The sequence below is a fragment of the Caballeronia sp. LZ033 genome, from assembly GCF_031451265.1.
Classification (GTDB): domain Bacteria; phylum Pseudomonadota; class Gammaproteobacteria; order Burkholderiales; family Burkholderiaceae; genus Caballeronia.
Genome location: NZ_JARUXQ010000001.1, coordinates 2,236,553 through 2,253,098, shown reverse-complemented (window position 1 = coordinate 2,253,098; position 16,546 = coordinate 2,236,553). Strand labels below are relative to the sequence as shown.

The following is a 16,546-nucleotide window of genomic DNA, read 5'->3' as shown; positions in this document are numbered from 1 at the left end:
GCTGCACACGACTATGAACACTTCCGTATCCCCCGGTTTCCGCTGCGGCATGATCGCCATCGTCGGCCGGCCGAACGTCGGCAAATCGACGCTGATGAACGGGCTCGTCGGCCAGAAGGTGAGCATCACCTCGCGCAAGGCGCAGACCACGCGCCATCGCATCACCGGCATCAACACCATCGGCGACGCGCAGTACATCTTCGTCGATACCCCCGGCTTCCAGACGCGCCACAGCGGCGCGCTCAACCGCTCGCTGAATCGCGCGGTGACCTCGACGCTCACTTCCGTCGATGCCATCCTGTTCGTGATCGAAGCCGGCCGTTTCGGACCGGACGACCAGCAAGTGCTCAATCTGATTCCGCCCGGCACGCCCACGCTGCTGATCGCCAACAAGCTCGACCGGGTCGGCGACAAGGATTCGCTGTTCCCGTTCATGCAGCAGATGTCGGCGTTGCGCGATTTCCGCGAGATCGTGCCGCTCGCGGCGAAGCAGCCTGAGGACATCAAGCGTCTGCTCACCGTGCTCAAGCCGTATCTGCCCGAAGGCGAGCCGATCTACGGCGAAGACGATCTCACCGACCGCAGCGAGCGCTTCCTCGCGGCGGAAATCCTGCGTGAAAAAGTGTTCCGCTGGACCGGCGACGAACTGCCGTACACGAGCACCGTGCTGATCGACAAGTTCGAGACCGAAGGCCGGCTGCGCCGCGTGTTCGCGACCATCATGGTGGACCGCGACGGCCACAAGGCGATGATCATCGGCCAGAAGGGCGCGAAGCTGAAGCAGATCAGCACCGAAGCGCGCCTCGACATGGAGAAGCTGTTCGACGGCCCGGTGTATCTGGAAACCTTCGTCAAGGTGAAGAGCGGCTGGGCCGACAACGAAGCCGGCCTGCGCGCCTACGGCTACGAATAAACCGCGACCGAACCGGATGAGCCACCACTCATGGACGACGGCACCAATGACGCGTGGATGACGCCGTCCGCCGACGATCGTCCTGACGACGATTTCGACGCGACCGAGCGTCCGGTCGCGCGCGTCGCGAAGAAGCGCACGCGCGGGGCCGCGTCCGGCGCAAGCGCGTCGGCGAACGAAGGCACGGAGAAACGTCCGCGCGCCGCGCCGCGTTCCGACTTCCGCATTGCCGAGCAGCCGGGCTTCGTGCTGCACAGCTATCCGTATCGCGAGACGAGCCTGATCATCGACGTGTTTTCGCGCGATCACGGCCGCGTCGCGCTCGTCGCGAAGGGCGCGAAGCGTCCGCATTCCGCGCTGCGCGGCGTGTTGCAGACCTTCCAGCCGCTCGGGCTGTCGTGGACCGGCAAGGGCGAAGTGCGCACGCTGACGACGGCAGAGTGGGTCGGCGGCATGCTGCCGCTCGCGGGCGACGCGCTGCTGTGCGGCTTCTACGTCAACGAACTGCTGGTGAAGTTCTGTGCCCGCGAGGACGCGCATCCCGCGCTCTTCAATCACTACGTGCTGACGCTCTCGCGCCTGGCCCACGACGAACCCGCCGTGCAGGTGCTGCGCTCGTTCGAACGCGTGCTGCTGCGCGAAACCGGCTATGCGATGAACCTGATGCGCACCGTGACGCGCCAGCCGGTGACGCCCGACGGCCGCTACGTGTTCGATCCGGACCGCGGCGTGCGCGAAGCATCCGATGATCTTCCGCCGCCATGGCCGGTGATCTCGGGACAGACGCTGCTCGACATGGAGCGCGACGACTTCGCCAGCCCGCAGACCGCGGCCCAGAGCAAGACGCTGATGCGCTTCCTGCTGAATCATTACCTGGGCGGCACGCCGCTCGCCACCCGTCAGATACTGATCGACCTGCAAAAACTATGAGCTTCTTTCTCTCGTCGCCTGCGAACGTGATCGATCTGGGCGTGAACATCGATCACGTCGCCACGCTGCGCAACGCGCGCGGCACGTCCTATCCCGATCCGATCCGCGCGGCGCTGGCCGCCGAGGAAGCGGGCGCCGACGCCATCACGCTGCACCTGCGCGAGGACCGCCGCCATATCGTCGACGCCGACGTGCGCACGCTGCGTCCGCTGCTCAAAACGCGCATGAACCTGGAGTGCGCGGTGACGCGCGAGATGCTCGACATCGCCTGCGAGATCAAGCCGCACGATGTCTGTCTCGTGCCGGAGAAGCGTCAGGAAGTCACGACCGAAGGCGGCCTCGACGTCGCCGGCCGCTTCGAAGAGGTGAAGGCCGCGTGCCGGCAACTGGCCGATGCGGGCGCGCGCGTGTCGCTGTTCATCGACCCGGACGAGACGCAGATTCGCGCGGCGCAGGAAGCAGGCGCGCCCGTCATCGAACTGCACACTGGCCGCTATGCCGAGGCGCACCACGAAGCCGCGCAGCAGGACGAATTCGAGCGCGTGGCGCGCAGCGTCGACTTCGGCAATGCGCTGGGCCTCAAGGTCAATGCCGGACACGGGCTGCACTACACCAATGTGCAGGCGATCGCCGCGCTGCCGGGGATCGTCGAACTGAACATCGGTCACGCGATCGTCGCGCATGCGATCTTCGCCGGCTGGGACAACGCAGTGCGCGAGATGAAGGCGATCATGGTCGCCTCGCGTCTTGCCGCCGGCCACGCACGCTGAAGCGCGGGTTCACATGGCGATCTACGGAATCGGCACCGACATCGCGCAGGTCAGCCGCATCGCGGCGGTGATGGAGCGCACCAGGGGACGTTTCGCCGAGAAGGTGCTCGGCCCGGACGAACTGCGCATCTATCACGCCCGGCGCGCGCGCTCGGAAGTGCGCGGCCTCGCGTTCCTCGCCACGCGTTTCTCGGCCAAGGAAGCGTTCTCGAAGGCGATCGGCCTCGGCATGCGCTGGCCGATGACCTGGCGCGCGCTGCAAACGCTCAACGAGCCGAGCGGCAAGCCCGTGTGCGTCGCGTCCGGCGAACTGGCCGAATGGCTCGCGCAGCGCGGCATCACCGCGCAGGTCACGGTCAGCGACGAGCGCGACTACGCGGTGTCGTTCGTGATCGCCGAGACGCCCGAGCGCGTCTGACCTCCATTCCATCCATTCAGGGCTCCCATTGAAATCGATGAAACGCATTCCCGGCCCCGTCATGCTCGACGTCGCCGGCACGACGCTGTCCGACGCCGATATCGACCGCCTCACGCATCCGATGACCGGCGGGATCATCCTGTTCGCGCGGCACTTCGAGAATCGCGCGCAGCTGGTCGCACTGACCGATGCAATTCGCGACGTGCGCGAGGACATCCTGATCGCCGTCGATCACGAAGGCGGGCGCGTGCAGCGCTTCCGCACCGATGGCTTCACGGTGCTGCCCGCGCCTGGCCGGCTCGGCGAGCTGTGGGATCGTGACGTGCTCGCCGCGACGAAGACCGCGACCGCGTTCGGCTACGTGCTGGCGTCGGAGTTGCGCGCGTGCGGCATCGACATGAGCTTCACGCCGGTGCTGGATCTGAACTACGGGCAGTCGAAGGTAATTGGCGATCGCGCGCTGCATGGCGATCCGCGCGTCGTGACGATGCTCGCGAAGAGCCTGAATCACGGCCTGGCGCTCGCGGGCATGGCGAACTGCGGCAAGCACTTCCCGGGTCACGGTTTCGCATCCGCCGATTCGCACGTGGCCCTGCCCACCGACGACCGCGCGCTCGAAGACATCCTCGCCGCCGACGTGCGTCCGTATGACTGGCTCGGCATGTCGCTGGCGTCGGTGATCCCGGCGCATGTCATCTACACCCAGGTCGACGACAAGCCCGCCGGCTTTTCGCGCATCTGGCTGCAGGACATCCTGCGCGGCAGGCTCGGCTTCAATGGCGCGATCTTCAGCGACGATCTCTCGATGGAAGCGGCCCGCGCCGGCGGCACGCTCACCGAAGCGGCGAGCGCCGCGCTCGCGGCGGGCTGCGACATGGTGCTGATCTGCAATCAGCCGGAAGAGGCGGGACGGGTGCTGAAGCAGTTGCGCCATGTGCCGTCGAAGGCGTCGGCCCAACGGCTCAGGCAGATGCGGCGGCGCGGCAAGGCGCTGCGCTGGGACAAACTGCAGGGACAGGCGGAGTATCGGGCGGCACGCGCGCTCATCGAGGACACACTCGGCTGATTCCTTCCCGGACGATTCAGATGAAAAAAAACGCCACGATCGTGGCGTTTTTTTCGAGCTTCGTTAAAGCAGTCAAAGCATCACGACGGCTCGAGCTTCATCCGCTGCAGCTTGTTATAGAGCGTCTTCGGGCTGATGCCCAGCAGCGTCGCCGCGCGATGGCGCGTGCCGCCGACCGCCTCGAGCGTCGCACGGATCAGCATGTCCTCGACGTCGGCCAGCGCCGTGCCCACCGTCACCTGCACGCTGCTGCCGTTCAGGCCGCGTCCGCCGAGTCCGCCCGGTTCATCGACGCGCAAGGTCTCGATGGTTTCACCCGACGCGTGATAGGCGCGCCGCACGCGCTCGCGCATCTCGCGAACGTTGCCTGGCCATTCGGTCGCGAAGCACTCGCGGATGAACGCGGGACTGACGCGCTTCGGCGATCCGCTCGTGATCCCGGCAATGTGATTCTCGCGGTTGAGCTCGTCGACGAGCGCTTCGGCGATGAGCGCGATGTCGTCGTCGCGTTCGCTCAGCGGCGGCAACAGGATCGACGAGGCCGACAGCCGCTGGAACAGGTCTTCACGCATCGCACCGCTCGCGACGGCCTCGCGCATCGGCGTGCGCGACGCGGCGATCAGGCGGAAGTCCGTCATGATCCGGTTGCTGCCGCCCACCCGCATGAAGGTCTGCGAATCGAGCGCGCGCAACAGCGCCTCCTGCTGCGGCGCCGGCAGGGAATCGATCTGGTCGAGGAACAGCGTGCCGCCGCCCGCCTGTTCGAGCAGGCCCGGTTCGCGATGCTCCGCGCCCGCGTAGGCATTGCGCTCATGGCCGAAGAGGATGCTTTCCATCGTGCGCTGCGGCGCCTCGCCGGCCGTGCCGGAATGACGGTACGCGGAGCAGTCGAAGGTGACGAACGGTCCTTTGCGGCGACGGCTCAGCTGATGAATCGTGCGCGCCGCGATCTTCTTGCCCGTGCCCGGCTCGCCGCAGATCAACACGGCCGCCTCGGTCGGCGCGGTGTGTTCGATGAGATCGTAGACGTGCTGCATCGCCGCACTGCGTCCGGTCATGTCGCCAAAGTGGCCGAGTTCGCGCAGCGTGGAGCGCAGCGCCTGCACTTCCTCGGTGAGTTCGTACGGACGCGGGATGCGCGCGAGCAGGCTGCGCAGGCGCGGAATGTTGACCGGCTTCAGCAGATAGTCCCAGATGCCGTGCCGCAGACCCTCGATCGCGCTTTCCACGGTCGCGTTGCCGGTCATGACGATCACCGGCAACGCGCCGTCGGGCGGTTGCGAGGGCAGGCTCGGCAGCAGATCGAGGCCGCTGCCGTCCGGAAGATTCAGGTCGATCAGCACGACATCAGGGATGAAGCGCGTCAGCGCGGAGCGTGCCTCGGCAAGGGTCGTCGCCGTGTCGACGGAAAAACCATCCGCCGACAGGATCGCGGACAAACCTGAGAGGCTATTGGGATCGTCTTCGACAATCAGGGCGTGTGGCATGGCTGACCAATGTCTCAAAGTGGACTGTAATGCACCGTCGCTGCGTGCCGGCCGCAACGGCGCTGCACGGGACTCCGGTGTTTCGTGGGCGGGCGGCGCTGCCGTTGTCTGACTCCGGCGCCCGACCCGCTGCGGTTCTCGTCCTGCGTTACTCGTGTGTCATCTGTTCCCCGGTGACCGCCTCAACGCGGCCTGAGATGCAGCTCATTGCTGACGGAGCGCACGCCCGGCACGCCACGGGCCACGGCCAGGGCGCGCTCGATCTGCGCATCCGATTCCACATATCCCGCAACCTGCACCACGCCGCGATAGGTCGCGACGCTCACCGGCAACGATCTCAGCTGCGGATCGGCGGCCAATGCCTGCTTCACGCGGGCAGCCAAGGTCGCGTCATCGGGCGCCGGCTGGCTGGAAGCGGGCGCTGCGGCCGGCGGCGTCGACTTGCATCCCGGCAACGCGAAGGGTGGCAGCGCGAGTGCCGCCACAATCAACAACCGGTTCGTGATGGGACGCGGTCTTGGCATGTCGGCTCTGAAATCGTTATCGCAGCTTTTTAGCAGAAACCGTGCCACGCGGTTGATTTTTCCGATCGTGGCCGGACGGGTAGCCTTTGCGGGGATTGGCTCGTCGGAGGCGCTCTCATCGAATGAGGGCCCGAGCGGTAAAGTTTGCCTGAATTTGTCAAAAAATTCATGCAAAAGAAAAAGCGCCCGTGGAAGGGCGCTTGTTCAGGGAGCCGTCGCGGAGGTTGCTGCGTGCGAGGCTCCTGGGTGCCGTGCGACGCTTAAGCGCGGCTGCGGTACTCGTTCGTGCGCGTGTCGATTTCGATCTTGTCGCCGATGTTGCAGAACAGCGGCACTTGCAGTTCGAAACCGGTGTTCAGCTTGGCGGTCTTCAGCACCTTGCCCGACGAAGTGTCGCCCTTCACGGCCGGTTCCGTGTAGATGATTTCGCGCACGAGCGTGGTGGGCAGTTCGACCGAGATGGCCTTCTCGTTATAGAACACCACTTCGCAGGCCATGCCGTCTTCGAGGTAGTTGAGCGCGTCGCCCATCATTTCGGCTTCGACTTCGTACTGGTTGTAGTCAGCGTCCATGAAGACGTACATCGGGTCAGCGAAGTAGGAATAGGTCACTTCCTTGCGATCCAGCACGACGACGTCGAACTTGTCGTCCGCCTTGTAGACCGTTTCCATGCCGGAGTTCGTCAGCAGGTTTTTGAACTTCATCTTGACGACCGCGGCGTTGCGGCCCGACTTGTTGTACTCGGCGCGCTGCACCACCATGGCATCGCTGCCGATCATGACGACGTTGCCGACGCGGAGTTCTTGTGCGGTCTTCATAAAACTGGGTCCTGTACGAATGGATAGGGCTGAATGCCTGGATGATTCGATCCGGCAGCGGCGCTCTGCCGCCACGCGTGAATGCTTGTCAACGAGGAAGGCTGCTTGCCGGGCGACGTATCCCGTTGCTTTGACTGCCGCGCGATACCGGTGCGCTGGCCAGAACCTGCAACCGCCTGTCCGTTGCCTACTCGCGCTTGCTTCCTCGGATAACCGCTTATTTTAACTGAGTTTTTGTCCGTTGGGCCAGTCGGATGACGCGCACGAAGGACGCAGCGCAAGGCAGGGCGCGGGCGGCGTCGGAGTTCTCACCCGCGAGGCAGGCGCGCAAGCACATGCGTGACGAGATTCGCTGCCAGGTCGCCGATAGCCGCCAGCTCACCGGCCCAGCTCGCAGCGCGGGCCTCCAGCGCCCGGCGATAACGCGAGAAATCGGCCCAGTCCGGCGTTCCCGCGCCGTTCCACGCGTGCCAGAAGCGTTCCGTCGAAGCCCGCGCCGAGGCATCGAGCGCCTGCGTGTAATGGGCCAGAGCGGCATCGAGTTTGGGGAGATGGGCGTCGTCGGCTTGCGGATAGATGTGCCAGACAAACGGCTTGCACGCCCATTGCGCCCGCACGAAAGAATCCTCGCCGCGCACGAAGTTGATGTCGGCGGCCCATAGCAAGGCGTCGAAACGCGGCTGCTCGACGAATCCCAGCGCGTGCGCCCGCAATGCGCCCGCGCGTGCCGTCGTGCCCGCCGCGAACCGCGGCACACCGAAGAAGCGCGCCAGCGCGCCGGAGATGCGTCCTTCTGGCACGAGCAGCACGACCGGCTCGGCGCCGTCGCGCCACTGCGCGAGCAGGCTGTCGACGGCAGGGTTCTCGTACGCGAACAGGGAGATGACGGTGCTCTCGGCGCCCGGCGGCTCACCTTGCACGTGTTCGCGCCACCAGGCGGGCGCATCGAAGGCCAGGCGTCGCGCGTCGAGATCGCGTTCCTTCAGTACGCCGCCCGTGCCTGCGCCCAGGCCGGGAAAGAAGAACGTCTTTTCGAGCGGATAACGCGGATGCGGCGAAGGCCGCGTGTGAAAGTCCGCGACCCAGTCTTCGCCGCTGAGGTACTCCAGATTCACCCAGACCGGCTTGCGCGCGCGCCGCGCCATCGCGGCGACATAGGCGGGCGGCAGTTCGCACGCGAACGCCTCGATCACGACGTCCGCGATGTCGAGCCTGTCGCCGGCATGCGCGGGATCGTGCCAGTGCTCGATCACGACGCCCAAGGCTTCCTGTCGCGCAAGCGTGGCGTCGACGGCCGGACGGAGGGCATGGAAGACTTTCAGATCGTCGACGAAGAGCCGCACGCGCCAGCCGTATTCCGCTTGCAGCTGCCGAGCGAGCCGCCAGCAGACGCCGATGTCGCCGAAATTGTCGATGACCGCGCAAAAGATGTCGCAGGCGAGTTCCGGGGTGGCGGACGGCGTGGGCGGCTGCTCGGACATGGGGCGTTGGCGCGCGGCGTAATGTTCTAAACTGGCGATTCTAAGACAACGACCGCGGCCCTGGCGCCCGCGCGCGCCTCCCCATCCAGGCTTCGCGCCGCGCCTCGCGCGGGACACTCGCGACTTTCGCTGCATGACTGACTCCGCCGCACACGAATCCGCTTCCGACGCGGAGTTCGACCCGAAGAAGACCCTTGCGCAACTGCCCCATTTGCCGGGCGTGTACCGCTACTACGACGGCGGCGGCAACGTGCTGTACGTCGGCAAGGCGCGCAATCTGAAGAAGCGCGTGTCGAGCTATTTCACGAAGACGCTGCATTCGCCGCGCATCGCGATGATGGTGACGCGCATCCGCAAGATCGAAACCACCGTCACGCGTTCCGAAGCCGAAGCGCTGCTGCTCGAGAACAACCTGATCAAGGCGCTCGCGCCGCGCTACAACATCCTGTTCCGCGACGACAAGTCGTATCCGTTCCTCAAGCTCACCGGCCACACGTTTCCGCGCATGGCGTACTACCGCGGCGCGGTCGACAAGAAGAACCAGTATTTCGGACCGTTTCCGAGCGCGTGGGCGGTGCGCGAGAGCATCCAGATCCTGCAGCGCGTGTTTCAGTTGCGGACCTGCGAGGACTCGGTGTTCAGCAACCGCACGCGGCCCTGCCTGCTGCATCAGATCGGACGCTGCACCGCGCCGTGCACCGGGCTCATCAGCGAGGAGGATTACGCGCGCGATGTCGCCAATGCGTCGCGCTTCCTGCTCGGACGGCAGGGCGAGGTGATGAAGGAACTCGAGCAGAAGATGCACGCCTTCGCCGCCGATCTCAAGTTCGAGCAGGCCGCCGCGGTGCGCAACCAGATGAGCTCGCTGTCGACGGTGCTGCATCAGCAGGCGATCGAAGTGGGCGGCGAGAGCGATGTCGATATCCTCGCGGTGGTCGCGCTGGGCGGCAAGGTCTGCGTGAATCTCGCGATGGTGCGCGGTGGCCGGCATCTCGGCGACAAGGCCTATTTTCCGACGCATGTTGAAAGCGCGTTGTCGCTGGGCGACGAGGACGAATTGTCGGAGTTGCCCGAACTGCTCGAAGACGCGCCGGTGGAGGCGGCCGCTGAACCTGCCGCTGCGCCGGTTGAAGCGGCCGTGACGGAGCTCGAAGCGGATGCCGCCGCCGTGGAGAACGAAGCCGAAGCCGAAGCCGAAGCCGACTCGCAACCCCGCGAAAACGCGCTCGAAGCCGAAGTGCTGGAAGCGTTCATGGCGCAGCACTACATCGGCAACCGTGTCCCGCCGGTGCTCGTCGTGAGTCACGCGCCGTCGAGCCGCGATCTCGTCGACCTGCTGATCGAGCAGGCCGGCCACAAGGTCACGTTGCTGCGCCAGCCGCAAGGGCAGAAGCGCGTATGGCTCTCGATGGCCGAGCAGAACGCGCGGCTCGCGCTCGCGCGGCTGCTGTCGGAGCAGGGTTCGCAGCAGGCGCGCACCCGCGCGCTCGCCGACACGCTCGGCATGGAGATGGACGACCTCGCGCAACTGCGGGTGGAGTGCTTCGACATCAGCCATACGATGGGCGAAGCCACGCAGGCGTCGTGTGTCGTGTTCCATCATCACAAGATGCAGTCGGGCGAGTATCGCCGCTACAACATCACCGGCATCACGCCCGGCGACGACTACGCCGCGATGCGCCAGGTGCTCACGCGCCGCTACGAGAAGATGGTCGCGCAGGCGGCCGCCAACGCCACCGACGAAGCCGCCATCCTGCAGCCCGGCGATGCCGCCGATCCCACCGTCACGCCCGATGGCGCCGAGCCGGTCGCGGCGGGCGGCACGCTGCCGACCATCGTGCTGATCGACGGCGGCAAGGGCCAGGTGGAAATCGCCAGACAGGTGTTCTCGGAACTCGGTCTCGATCACGGCATGCTGGTCGGCGTCGCGAAGGGAGAAGGGCGCAAGGTCGGACTGGAGACGCTCATCTTCGCCGACGGCCGCCCCGCGCTCGAACTCGGCAAGGAAAGCGCAGCGCTGATGCTGGTCGCGCAGATCCGCGACGAAGCTCACCGCTTCGCGATCACCGGCATGCGGGCCAAGCGCGCGAAAGCCCGTCAGACTTCGCGGCTGGAAGAGCTCGAAGGCGTCGGTGCGAAACGGCGTCAGCGGCTCCTGTCGCGCTTCGGCGGATTGCGCGGCGTGCAGGCGGCGAGCGTCGAGGACCTGGCCAGTGTCGAAGGCATCTCGCTTGCGCTGGCACAGCAGATCTATCGTCAGTTGCATTGAGCCGGCACCGGCGCGCCTCGCGACAGCAAACCCGTCGCGGGGCGCGCCGGCCCGGGTCGCTGCCTTGTGAGCGCGGGATCCACGCGGCACAATGGCGGCTCCCTTACATGTCCTTCACTCGCCTGCGCCCATGCCGTTCAATCTACCGATCTTTCTGACATGGCTGCGGATCGTGCTGATTCCGCTCGTCGTGGGCGTGTTCTATCTGCCGGACATGATGATGAGCCCGGAGCACCGCAACCTGCTCGGCATGCTGATCTTCGTGCTCGCCGCGCTCACCGACTGGTTCGACGGCTTTCTTGCACGCAAGCTCAACCAGACGTCGGCATTCGGCGCGTTCCTCGATCCTGTCGCCGACAAGCTGATGGTGACCGCCGCCTTGCTCGTCCTGGTGCAGCTGTCGCGGCTGAACGCGGTGATCGCGCTCGTGATCGTCGGACGCGAGATCACCATCTCGGCGCTGCGCGAATGGATGGCGCAGATCGGCGCATCGAAGAGCGTCGCGGTGAATCAGCTCGGCAAGTTCAAGACCGTGTGCCAGATGGTCGCCATCCCGATGCTGCTGTTCTACGGTCCGCTCAGGATTACCGGCACGCAATGGATGATCGACACGCGTGTGTGGGGGCTGTGGCTCATCGACGTCGCCGCCGTGCTCACGGTCTGGTCGATGCTCTATTACATGAAGCTCGCGTGGCCGCAGATTCGCGAACGGGGCGGCATGCTGTGAGGCGTCCGTCGCGGAAAAGGCTCAGATGCGTGCACGCGGAAAATTGCGTCGAAACGGAAAATTCCTCTCACAAAACTGTTGACAGGCTTCTTTAGCTTCTACATAATCTCGTTTCTCTGATGCACGGCACGACGCAAACCAGCGAAGTGCGGTAAAAATGTGCAGCAGGCGCAGCAGTAAAAATGCGGGAGTAGCTCAGTTGGTAGAGCGCAACCTTGCCAAGGTTGAGGTCGCGAGTTCGAGACTCGTCTCCCGCTCCAGATCAGAAGTTTCCGGTGTGGTCAGCGCTGAAGCAAAGCGCGCGTGCCGCCGGAAGCAGCCGTACAAGTAACACCAGCAGCATTGCAGGACATTGCGGGAGTAGCTCAGTTGGTAGAGCGCAACCTTGCCAAGGTTGAGGTCGCGAGTTCGAGACTCGTCTCCCGCTCCAATCAAAGGGGAAGCCAAGCTTCCCTTTTTGTTTGGTGAAGAAGCCGGCGTATGACCGGCAGCCGGAACCGCATACGGCGCGGTAGCAAAGCGGTTATGCAGCGGCCTGCAAAGCCGTTTAGACCGGTTCGACTCCGGTCCGCGCCTCCACTCGAAAAGCCCTGATCCGTCAGGGCTTTTTCTTTTTGCTCGCAGGTTTTCGCCAATCAGCTTGCGCGCATGACCGCGTCACGGTTTATTCGCGGCCGCACATCGCGCGGCATAATCGCGATACTCCTCGCATCCGGAATCCCATGACCGACCGACTCTCTTCACTCGAATGGCGCTGGAAGGCCTTCGACGACCTCTCGACCGCCGAGGTCTACGACATGCTCGCGGCGCGCAGCGCGGTGTTCGTCGTCGAGCAGAACTGCGTGTATGGCGACATCGACGGTCTCGATATCGATGCACGGCACCTGCTGGCCTATGGCGCCGGCGAGAACGGCCAGCGTCCCGCGCTCGCGGGTTATCTGCGCGTGTTGCTGCCGGGAACGCCGGACGACAGCGAGAAAGACGTGCGCATCGGCCGCGTGCTGACCACGGCGAAGTTTCGTGGTCTCAAGCTCGGCAACGCGATGCTCGAACGCGCGCTCCAGCACATCCTCGCGCAATGGCCCGACGAGCCGATCAGCCTGCACGCGCAGGCGCATCTCCAGCGTTTCTATGGCGCGTTCGGTTTCGTGGCGTCGTCGGGGATTCACGACGAGGACGGCATCCCGCACGTCTGGATGCGCCGTCCCGGCTTCGGCTCATGACGCGACCGCGTCTGTCTTGACCTTCGCGCCGCCGGGCGCGGCATCGACGCCGCGTCCGCGTTCCTTGCGCAGGCGCGTGCGCGCCGAGAGCCGCATCCAGTGACGCAGCGCGATCAGCGCGCCGATCACGCTCATCATCGAACCCGGAATCCATAGCAGAAGGCCGCCGATCTGCTGGTCGCGCATCGGCGTGATCCACGTGAATGCGCGACCGCAGATCGAATAGATCGGATAGAGCTCGTGCGGCGTGAAGAAGATATACGCGCCCAGGATGATCTGCGGCGGAATCGCGGCGATCACGATCAGGATCCGCCTGCCGGGCGCGAGACGCGCGGGCGGCGCCGGACGCGGATCGAGCACAAGCCACCAGAACAGCAGGCCGTCGATGACCATGCTCCAGTTCATCACGCGATAGAGCCGGGCATCCAGCATCGCCTTGAAGTGAATCGGCGAGAGCAGCCAGAAGTAGATCAGCCCGACGAACAGCACGACCGCCACCACCGGATTGAACACGACGGCGAAGAATCCGCGCGCCACGCTGCTTTGAGCCGCCGGGCGCAGCCAGCGCCTGCGCCAATTGAACGGAATGCCCGCGCGCAGCGCCGCGCCGGGATACGACAGCGCAATGAAGAACGGCCCGAGGTGATGCAGCACCAGATGCTGCAGCCGATGCATGAAAAACTCATGCTCGAAGAAGTAATCGAGCCGCGTGTGCAGCGCCACGTAGAGCGCGCCCAGGCCGAACCAGAACGCGATGCGCCGCGCCAGCGTCACGCGCGCATGCCGCGCGCCGCGCGCGAACAGGATGCCGGCGGCGAGCACCGCGATCACGACCGTCGGCGACGGCTCCCAAGGGTCGAGCCAGTAGAGCAGGGTGTGCATGGTCAGGAAGCCTTCGCGTCGATCACGCGTTTCAGATCGGTCGCGATGGCGTCCGCGGAATCCTGCTCGGTGGCGAGCAGTCGCGCGTGGCCTGCGGCGTCGAAGATGTAGACAGCGGAGCTGTGCGTGACCTCGTACGCGCCGTCCGGTGCGCGCTTTTCCATCTGATACGCCACGCGATAACGCTGCGCGACCCGCTCGATGGCGCGGTCGGTGCCGGTGAGGCCGACGGCGTGCTTGTCGTCGAAGGCGCGCACATAGGAACGCAGCAGCGCGGGCGTGTCGCGGGCGGGATCGACGGAAATGAATACGATGCGCGCCTTGTCCGCGTCCGGGCCGACGCGCTCCAGCACCTGCATCAGCCGCGCCATGGTTTCCGGGCAGACATCCGGACAATGCGTGTAGCCGAAGTAGACCAGCGTGGTCCGGCCCGCGAAGGACTCGCCGGTAACGGGCTGGCCGCCGTCATCGACGAGCGAGAAGTCCAGGTCGGGCAGATGGCCCGAGACATCGGTCAGATGCCAGGGTTCGGCGGGCTTCGAGCAGGCGGCGAGCGCGCACACGGTCAAAACGCCGGCGATGAACCGCCGGACAAGAAAGGCTGGGAACGAAGCGTGCATCGGGATTCGTCTTGCAGGATGATTCGAGGACAACGTCGCAAAATACACGCCTTTTGCTTGATGGCCGGCAAAACATCACGTCGCCCCGGCTTTTTCGAGACGATTTGCCGCACGTTTCAAGCGCGCTGAAAGACCCTGCGCCGGTATTTGTAAGATAGCGGCTTGCTTGCCCGAAAGCCCTCAGGCGGTAAGATGCCCACACTTCGCGCATGTCTGGCGGCGTCTGTCCAGGGTGTCGCCAGCCAAACACCAGGCCCAAAATCGATGCAAATTCTCCCTGATTCCCTCTCGCTCGCCGAGACCGCCTTCTTCTTCGATTTCGACGGCACGCTGGTCGAACTCGCCTCCACACCGGACGGCATTTTCGTGCCGCGTTCGGTGCCCGACATCCTCGCGGCGCTCAGGCGCGCGACCAACGGTGCGGTGGCGGTCGTGTCGGGGCGCGGCATCGACAATATCGACTCCTTCCTGCACATGCCTGACCTGCCCGTCGCGGGCATGCACGGCGCGGAGCGGCGCGACGCCAACGGCGACCTGCAGCGCATCGGCTTCAACGACGAACGCCTGCTGCGCATGGAACACGAGCTGGAGAAGGTCGTGAGCGCGAACCCCGGCATGCTGCTCGAGATCAAGGGCGCGGCGCTGGCGCTGCACTATCGCAATGCGGCCGAACGCGAACCCGCCGCGCGCGCCGCCACCGAGCGCCTCGTGCAGCAATACGCCGACGCCTACGTGCTGCAACCGGGCAAGATGGTCTACGAGATCAAGCCGAAGGATGTCGACAAGGGCCGCGCCGTGCGCGCCTTCCTGGCAGAGCCGCCGTTCACCGGACGCCGGCCCGTGTTCATCGGCGACGATCTCACCGACGAGAAAGGCTTCGCGGTGGTCAACGAGTTCGACGGTCTCTCGGTCAAGGTCGGTCCCGGCGATACCGTTGCGCGGGCGCGCATCGAGTCGGTCGAACTGCTGCTCGACTGGCTGCAGGTCATCTCGGGCACGGCGGGGAAGCACGCGTGAGCCGGCTCATCATCGTGTCGAACCGGGTGGCGCCGATTTCCGAAGGCGGCCCGGCGGCGGGCGGCCTGGCGGTCGGCGTGTACGACGCGCTCAAGGAAACCGGCGGCATGTGGTTCGGCTGGAGCGGCGACGTGCTGTCTTCACCCACGGACGCCCAGTCCCACAATCAGCCTGGCATCAAGCTCGAGGAACACGGACCGGTGACGTTCGCGACCATCGGTCTGTCGCGGCGCGACTACGACCAGTACTACCGCGGCTTTTCCAACGCGACGTTGTGGCCGGCGTTCCACTATCGGCCCGACCTGATCGAGTTCGACCGCAACGAATTCGACGGCTATTGCCGCGTGAACCGCTGGCTTGCCGCGCAGCTCGCGCCGCTGCTCAAGCCCGACGACATCATCTGGGTCCACGACTATCACCTGATTCCGTTCGCCCAGGCGTTGCGGGCGCATGGCGTGACGAACCGCATCGGCTTTTTCCTGCACATTCCGTTTCCCGCGCCGCAGATCCTGCTTGCCGTGCCGCGGCATGGCGAGCTGATGGAGGCGCTGTGCGCGTTCGATCTGCTCGGCTTCCAGACCGAGCCCGATCTGCAGGCGTTCTGCGAATACATCGTGACGGAGGCGGGCGGCGCGGTCACGCGCAACGCGGCGCAGCCCGCCGGGATTCGCGCGTTCGGGCAGACTCTGCGCGCGGCGGCGTATCCGATCGGCGTCTATCCCGATGAAATCGCCGCGTTGGCGAAAGACGGCGAAAGCGGGCGCGACGTCGAGATCGTCAAGGCGACGCTGCATCATCGCAAGCTCGTGATGAGCGTCGACCGGCTGGACTATTCGAAGGGTCTCGTCGAGCGGTTTCGCGCGTTCGAACGCCTGGTCGAACACGATCCGCATCAGCGCAACAACGTGTCGTTCCTGCAGATCGCGCCGCCGACGCGCTCGGACGTCGATGCCTATCGCGACATCCGCCTGCAGCTGGAAGCGGAGTCGGGCCGCATCAACGGGCGCTACGCCGAGCTCGACTGGACGCCGATCCGCTACATCCATCGGCAATACGAGCGGCCGGTGCTCGCCGCGTTGTTCCGCGAGGCGCACGTCGGCCTCGTCACGCCCTTGCGCGACGGCATGAATCTGGTGGCGAAGGAGTATGTGTCGGCGCAGGATCCGGACGATCCCGGCGTGCTGGTGCTGTCGCAATTCGCGGGCGCGGCGCGTGAACTGACGGCGGCGCTGATCGTGAATCCGCTCGACATCGACGGCATGGCCGATGCGCTCGCCACGGCGCTCAAGATGCCGCTGGCCGAGCGCCGCGCGCGTTACGACGAGATGATGCAGCAGCTGCGCGACAACAACGTCTCGGTCTGGCGCGACAACTTCCTGCGCGATCTCAACGCGGGCTGAA

The 16,546-nt window shown here is 65.5% G+C and carries 16 protein-coding genes and 3 tRNA genes; 13 read left to right on the top strand and 6 right to left on the bottom strand.

Translation table 11 applies throughout. The features are described 5' to 3' along the window. Positions 1-49: 49 nt before the first annotated feature. The 5 genes from era to nagZ are packed head-to-tail and all read left to right on the top strand — an operon-like array spanning position 50 to position 4,097. Positions 50-913: a GTPase Era gene (gene era / locus QCE62_RS10525; protein ID WP_309811619.1), complete on the top strand. Its 864-nt coding sequence runs from the start codon at positions 50-52 to the stop codon at positions 911-913. A gap of 30 nt (positions 914-943) precedes the next feature. After that, positions 944-1,843, top strand: a complete 900-nt coding sequence (recO, locus tag QCE62_RS10520) for a DNA repair protein RecO (RefSeq protein ID WP_309917378.1) — start codon at positions 944-946, stop codon at positions 1,841-1,843. Next, positions 1,840-2,613, top strand: a complete 774-nt coding sequence (gene pdxJ, locus QCE62_RS10515) for a pyridoxine 5'-phosphate synthase (RefSeq protein ID WP_309917375.1) — start codon at positions 1,840-1,842, stop codon at positions 2,611-2,613. The genes recO and pdxJ overlap by 4 nt, the downstream gene beginning before the upstream one ends. A gap of 13 nt (positions 2,614-2,626) precedes the next feature. Next, on the top strand, positions 2,627-3,031 hold the full coding sequence (gene acpS, locus QCE62_RS10510) for a holo-ACP synthase (protein ID WP_309917373.1): 405 nt from the start codon (positions 2,627-2,629) through the stop codon (positions 3,029-3,031). 37 nt (positions 3,032-3,068) lie between these two features. Further along, positions 3,069-4,097 (top strand): beta-N-acetylhexosaminidase, encoded by a 1,029-nt coding sequence (gene nagZ, locus QCE62_RS10505; RefSeq protein ID WP_309917371.1) that lies wholly within the window; start codon positions 3,069-3,071, stop codon positions 4,095-4,097. A gap of 80 nt (positions 4,098-4,177) precedes the next feature. Here nagZ and QCE62_RS10500 read toward each other — a convergent pair whose 3' ends face one another. The 4 genes from QCE62_RS10500 to earP all read right to left on the bottom strand — a co-directional run bounded on the left by QCE62_RS10500 (position 4,178) and on the right by earP (position 8,407). Then, positions 4,178-5,584 carry a sigma-54 dependent transcriptional regulator gene (locus QCE62_RS10500; RefSeq protein WP_309809117.1) on the bottom strand — a complete coding sequence of 469 codons (1,407 nt, stop codon included), beginning with the start codon at positions 5,582-5,584 and terminating at the stop codon, positions 4,178-4,180. A 182-nt stretch (positions 5,585-5,766) separates the two neighbouring features. After that, complete coding sequence (locus tag QCE62_RS10495; RefSeq protein WP_309917368.1) at positions 5,767-6,108, bottom strand: BON domain-containing protein; 342 nt, start codon at positions 6,106-6,108, stop codon at positions 5,767-5,769. Positions 6,109-6,368: 260 nt separating this feature from the next. Then, positions 6,369-6,926 carry an elongation factor P gene (efp, locus tag QCE62_RS10490; protein ID WP_309917365.1) on the bottom strand — a complete coding sequence of 186 codons (558 nt, stop codon included), beginning with the start codon at positions 6,924-6,926 and terminating at the stop codon, positions 6,369-6,371. Between the two features lie 308 nt (positions 6,927-7,234). Further along, entirely contained in the window at positions 7,235-8,407 is a 1,173-nt protein-coding gene (gene earP, locus QCE62_RS10485) for an elongation factor P maturation arginine rhamnosyltransferase EarP (protein ID WP_309917361.1), read from the bottom strand. 133 nt (positions 8,408-8,540) lie between these two features. On the opposite strand from earP, the gene uvrC reads away from it, so the two are divergent. The 6 genes from uvrC (at position 8,541) to QCE62_RS10455 (ending at position 12,626) form a co-directional block, all read left to right on the top strand. Further along, positions 8,541-10,676: an excinuclease ABC subunit UvrC gene (gene uvrC, locus QCE62_RS10480; RefSeq protein WP_309917359.1), complete on the top strand. Its 2,136-nt coding sequence runs from the start codon at positions 8,541-8,543 to the stop codon at positions 10,674-10,676. A 130-nt stretch (positions 10,677-10,806) separates the two neighbouring features. After that, complete coding sequence (pgsA, locus tag QCE62_RS10475; RefSeq protein ID WP_309917355.1) at positions 10,807-11,403, top strand: CDP-diacylglycerol--glycerol-3-phosphate 3-phosphatidyltransferase; 597 nt, start codon at positions 10,807-10,809, stop codon at positions 11,401-11,403. Positions 11,404-11,587: 184 nt separating this feature from the next. Further along, a tRNA-Gly gene (locus tag QCE62_RS10470) sits at positions 11,588-11,663 on the top strand. A gap of 94 nt (positions 11,664-11,757) precedes the next feature. Continuing rightward, positions 11,758-11,833 (top strand) — tRNA-Gly (locus QCE62_RS10465). A gap of 75 nt (positions 11,834-11,908) precedes the next feature. Continuing rightward, positions 11,909-11,982, top strand: a tRNA-Cys gene (locus QCE62_RS10460). 143 nt (positions 11,983-12,125) lie between these two features. Further along, on the top strand, positions 12,126-12,626 hold the full coding sequence (locus QCE62_RS10455; protein ID WP_309917353.1) for a GNAT family N-acetyltransferase: 501 nt from the start codon (positions 12,126-12,128) through the stop codon (positions 12,624-12,626). Here QCE62_RS10455 and QCE62_RS10450 read toward each other — a convergent pair. Continuing rightward, on the bottom strand, positions 12,621-13,508 hold the full coding sequence (locus QCE62_RS10450; RefSeq protein WP_309917351.1) for a cytochrome c oxidase assembly protein: 888 nt from the start codon (positions 13,506-13,508) through the stop codon (positions 12,621-12,623). The genes QCE62_RS10455 and QCE62_RS10450 overlap by 6 nt on opposite strands. A gap of 2 nt (positions 13,509-13,510) precedes the next feature. Next, entirely contained in the window at positions 13,511-14,128 is a 618-nt protein-coding gene (locus QCE62_RS10445; protein WP_309917349.1) for an SCO family protein, read from the bottom strand. 264 nt (positions 14,129-14,392) lie between these two features. Here QCE62_RS10445 and otsB point away from each other — a divergent pair, with 264 nt between their 5' ends. Together otsB and otsA are read left to right on the top strand one after the other, a co-directional pair. Further along, the gene (gene otsB / locus QCE62_RS10440; protein WP_309809095.1) at positions 14,393-15,145 is read left to right on the top strand and encodes a trehalose-phosphatase; all 753 of its coding nucleotides are present in this window, start codon (positions 14,393-14,395) and stop codon (positions 15,143-15,145) included. Continuing rightward, positions 15,142-16,545, top strand: coding sequence for an alpha,alpha-trehalose-phosphate synthase (UDP-forming) (gene otsA / locus QCE62_RS10435; RefSeq protein WP_309917347.1), 1,404 nt, complete (start codon positions 15,142-15,144; stop codon positions 16,543-16,545). Before otsB ends, otsA begins: the two co-directional genes overlap by 4 nt. Position 16,546 lies beyond the last annotated feature (1 nt).

Coding starts and splice junctions, on each gene's coding strand:
- QCE62_RS10455 (WP_309917353.1), top strand. CDS start 12,126: ATGACCGACCGACTCTCTTCACTCGAATGGCGCTGGAAGGCCTTCGAC.
- pgsA (WP_309917355.1), top strand. CDS start 10,807: ATGCCGTTCAATCTACCGATCTTTCTGACATGGCTGCGGATCGTGCTG.
- nagZ (WP_309917371.1), top strand. CDS start 3,069: ATGAAACGCATTCCCGGCCCCGTCATGCTCGACGTCGCCGGCACGACG.
- QCE62_RS10500 (WP_309809117.1), bottom strand. CDS start 5,584: ATGCCACACGCCCTGATTGTCGAAGACGATCCCAATAGCCTCTCAGGT.
- QCE62_RS10495 (WP_309917368.1), bottom strand. CDS start 6,108: ATGCCAAGACCGCGTCCCATCACGAACCGGTTGTTGATTGTGGCGGCA.
- era (WP_309811619.1), top strand. CDS start 50: ATGATCGCCATCGTCGGCCGGCCGAACGTCGGCAAATCGACGCTGATG.
- QCE62_RS10450 (WP_309917351.1), bottom strand. CDS start 13,508: ATGCACACCCTGCTCTACTGGCTCGACCCTTGGGAGCCGTCGCCGACG.
- earP (WP_309917361.1), bottom strand. CDS start 8,407: ATGTCCGAGCAGCCGCCCACGCCGTCCGCCACCCCGGAACTCGCCTGC.
- QCE62_RS10445 (WP_309917349.1), bottom strand. CDS start 14,128: ATGCACGCTTCGTTCCCAGCCTTTCTTGTCCGGCGGTTCATCGCCGGC.
- uvrC (WP_309917359.1), top strand. CDS start 8,541: ATGACTGACTCCGCCGCACACGAATCCGCTTCCGACGCGGAGTTCGAC.
- recO (WP_309917378.1), top strand. CDS start 944: ATGGACGACGGCACCAATGACGCGTGGATGACGCCGTCCGCCGACGAT.
- pdxJ (WP_309917375.1), top strand. CDS start 1,840: ATGAGCTTCTTTCTCTCGTCGCCTGCGAACGTGATCGATCTGGGCGTG.
- acpS (WP_309917373.1), top strand. CDS start 2,627: ATGGCGATCTACGGAATCGGCACCGACATCGCGCAGGTCAGCCGCATC.
- efp (WP_309917365.1), bottom strand. CDS start 6,926: ATGAAGACCGCACAAGAACTCCGCGTCGGCAACGTCGTCATGATCGGC.
- otsB (WP_309809095.1), top strand. CDS start 14,393: ATGCAAATTCTCCCTGATTCCCTCTCGCTCGCCGAGACCGCCTTCTTC.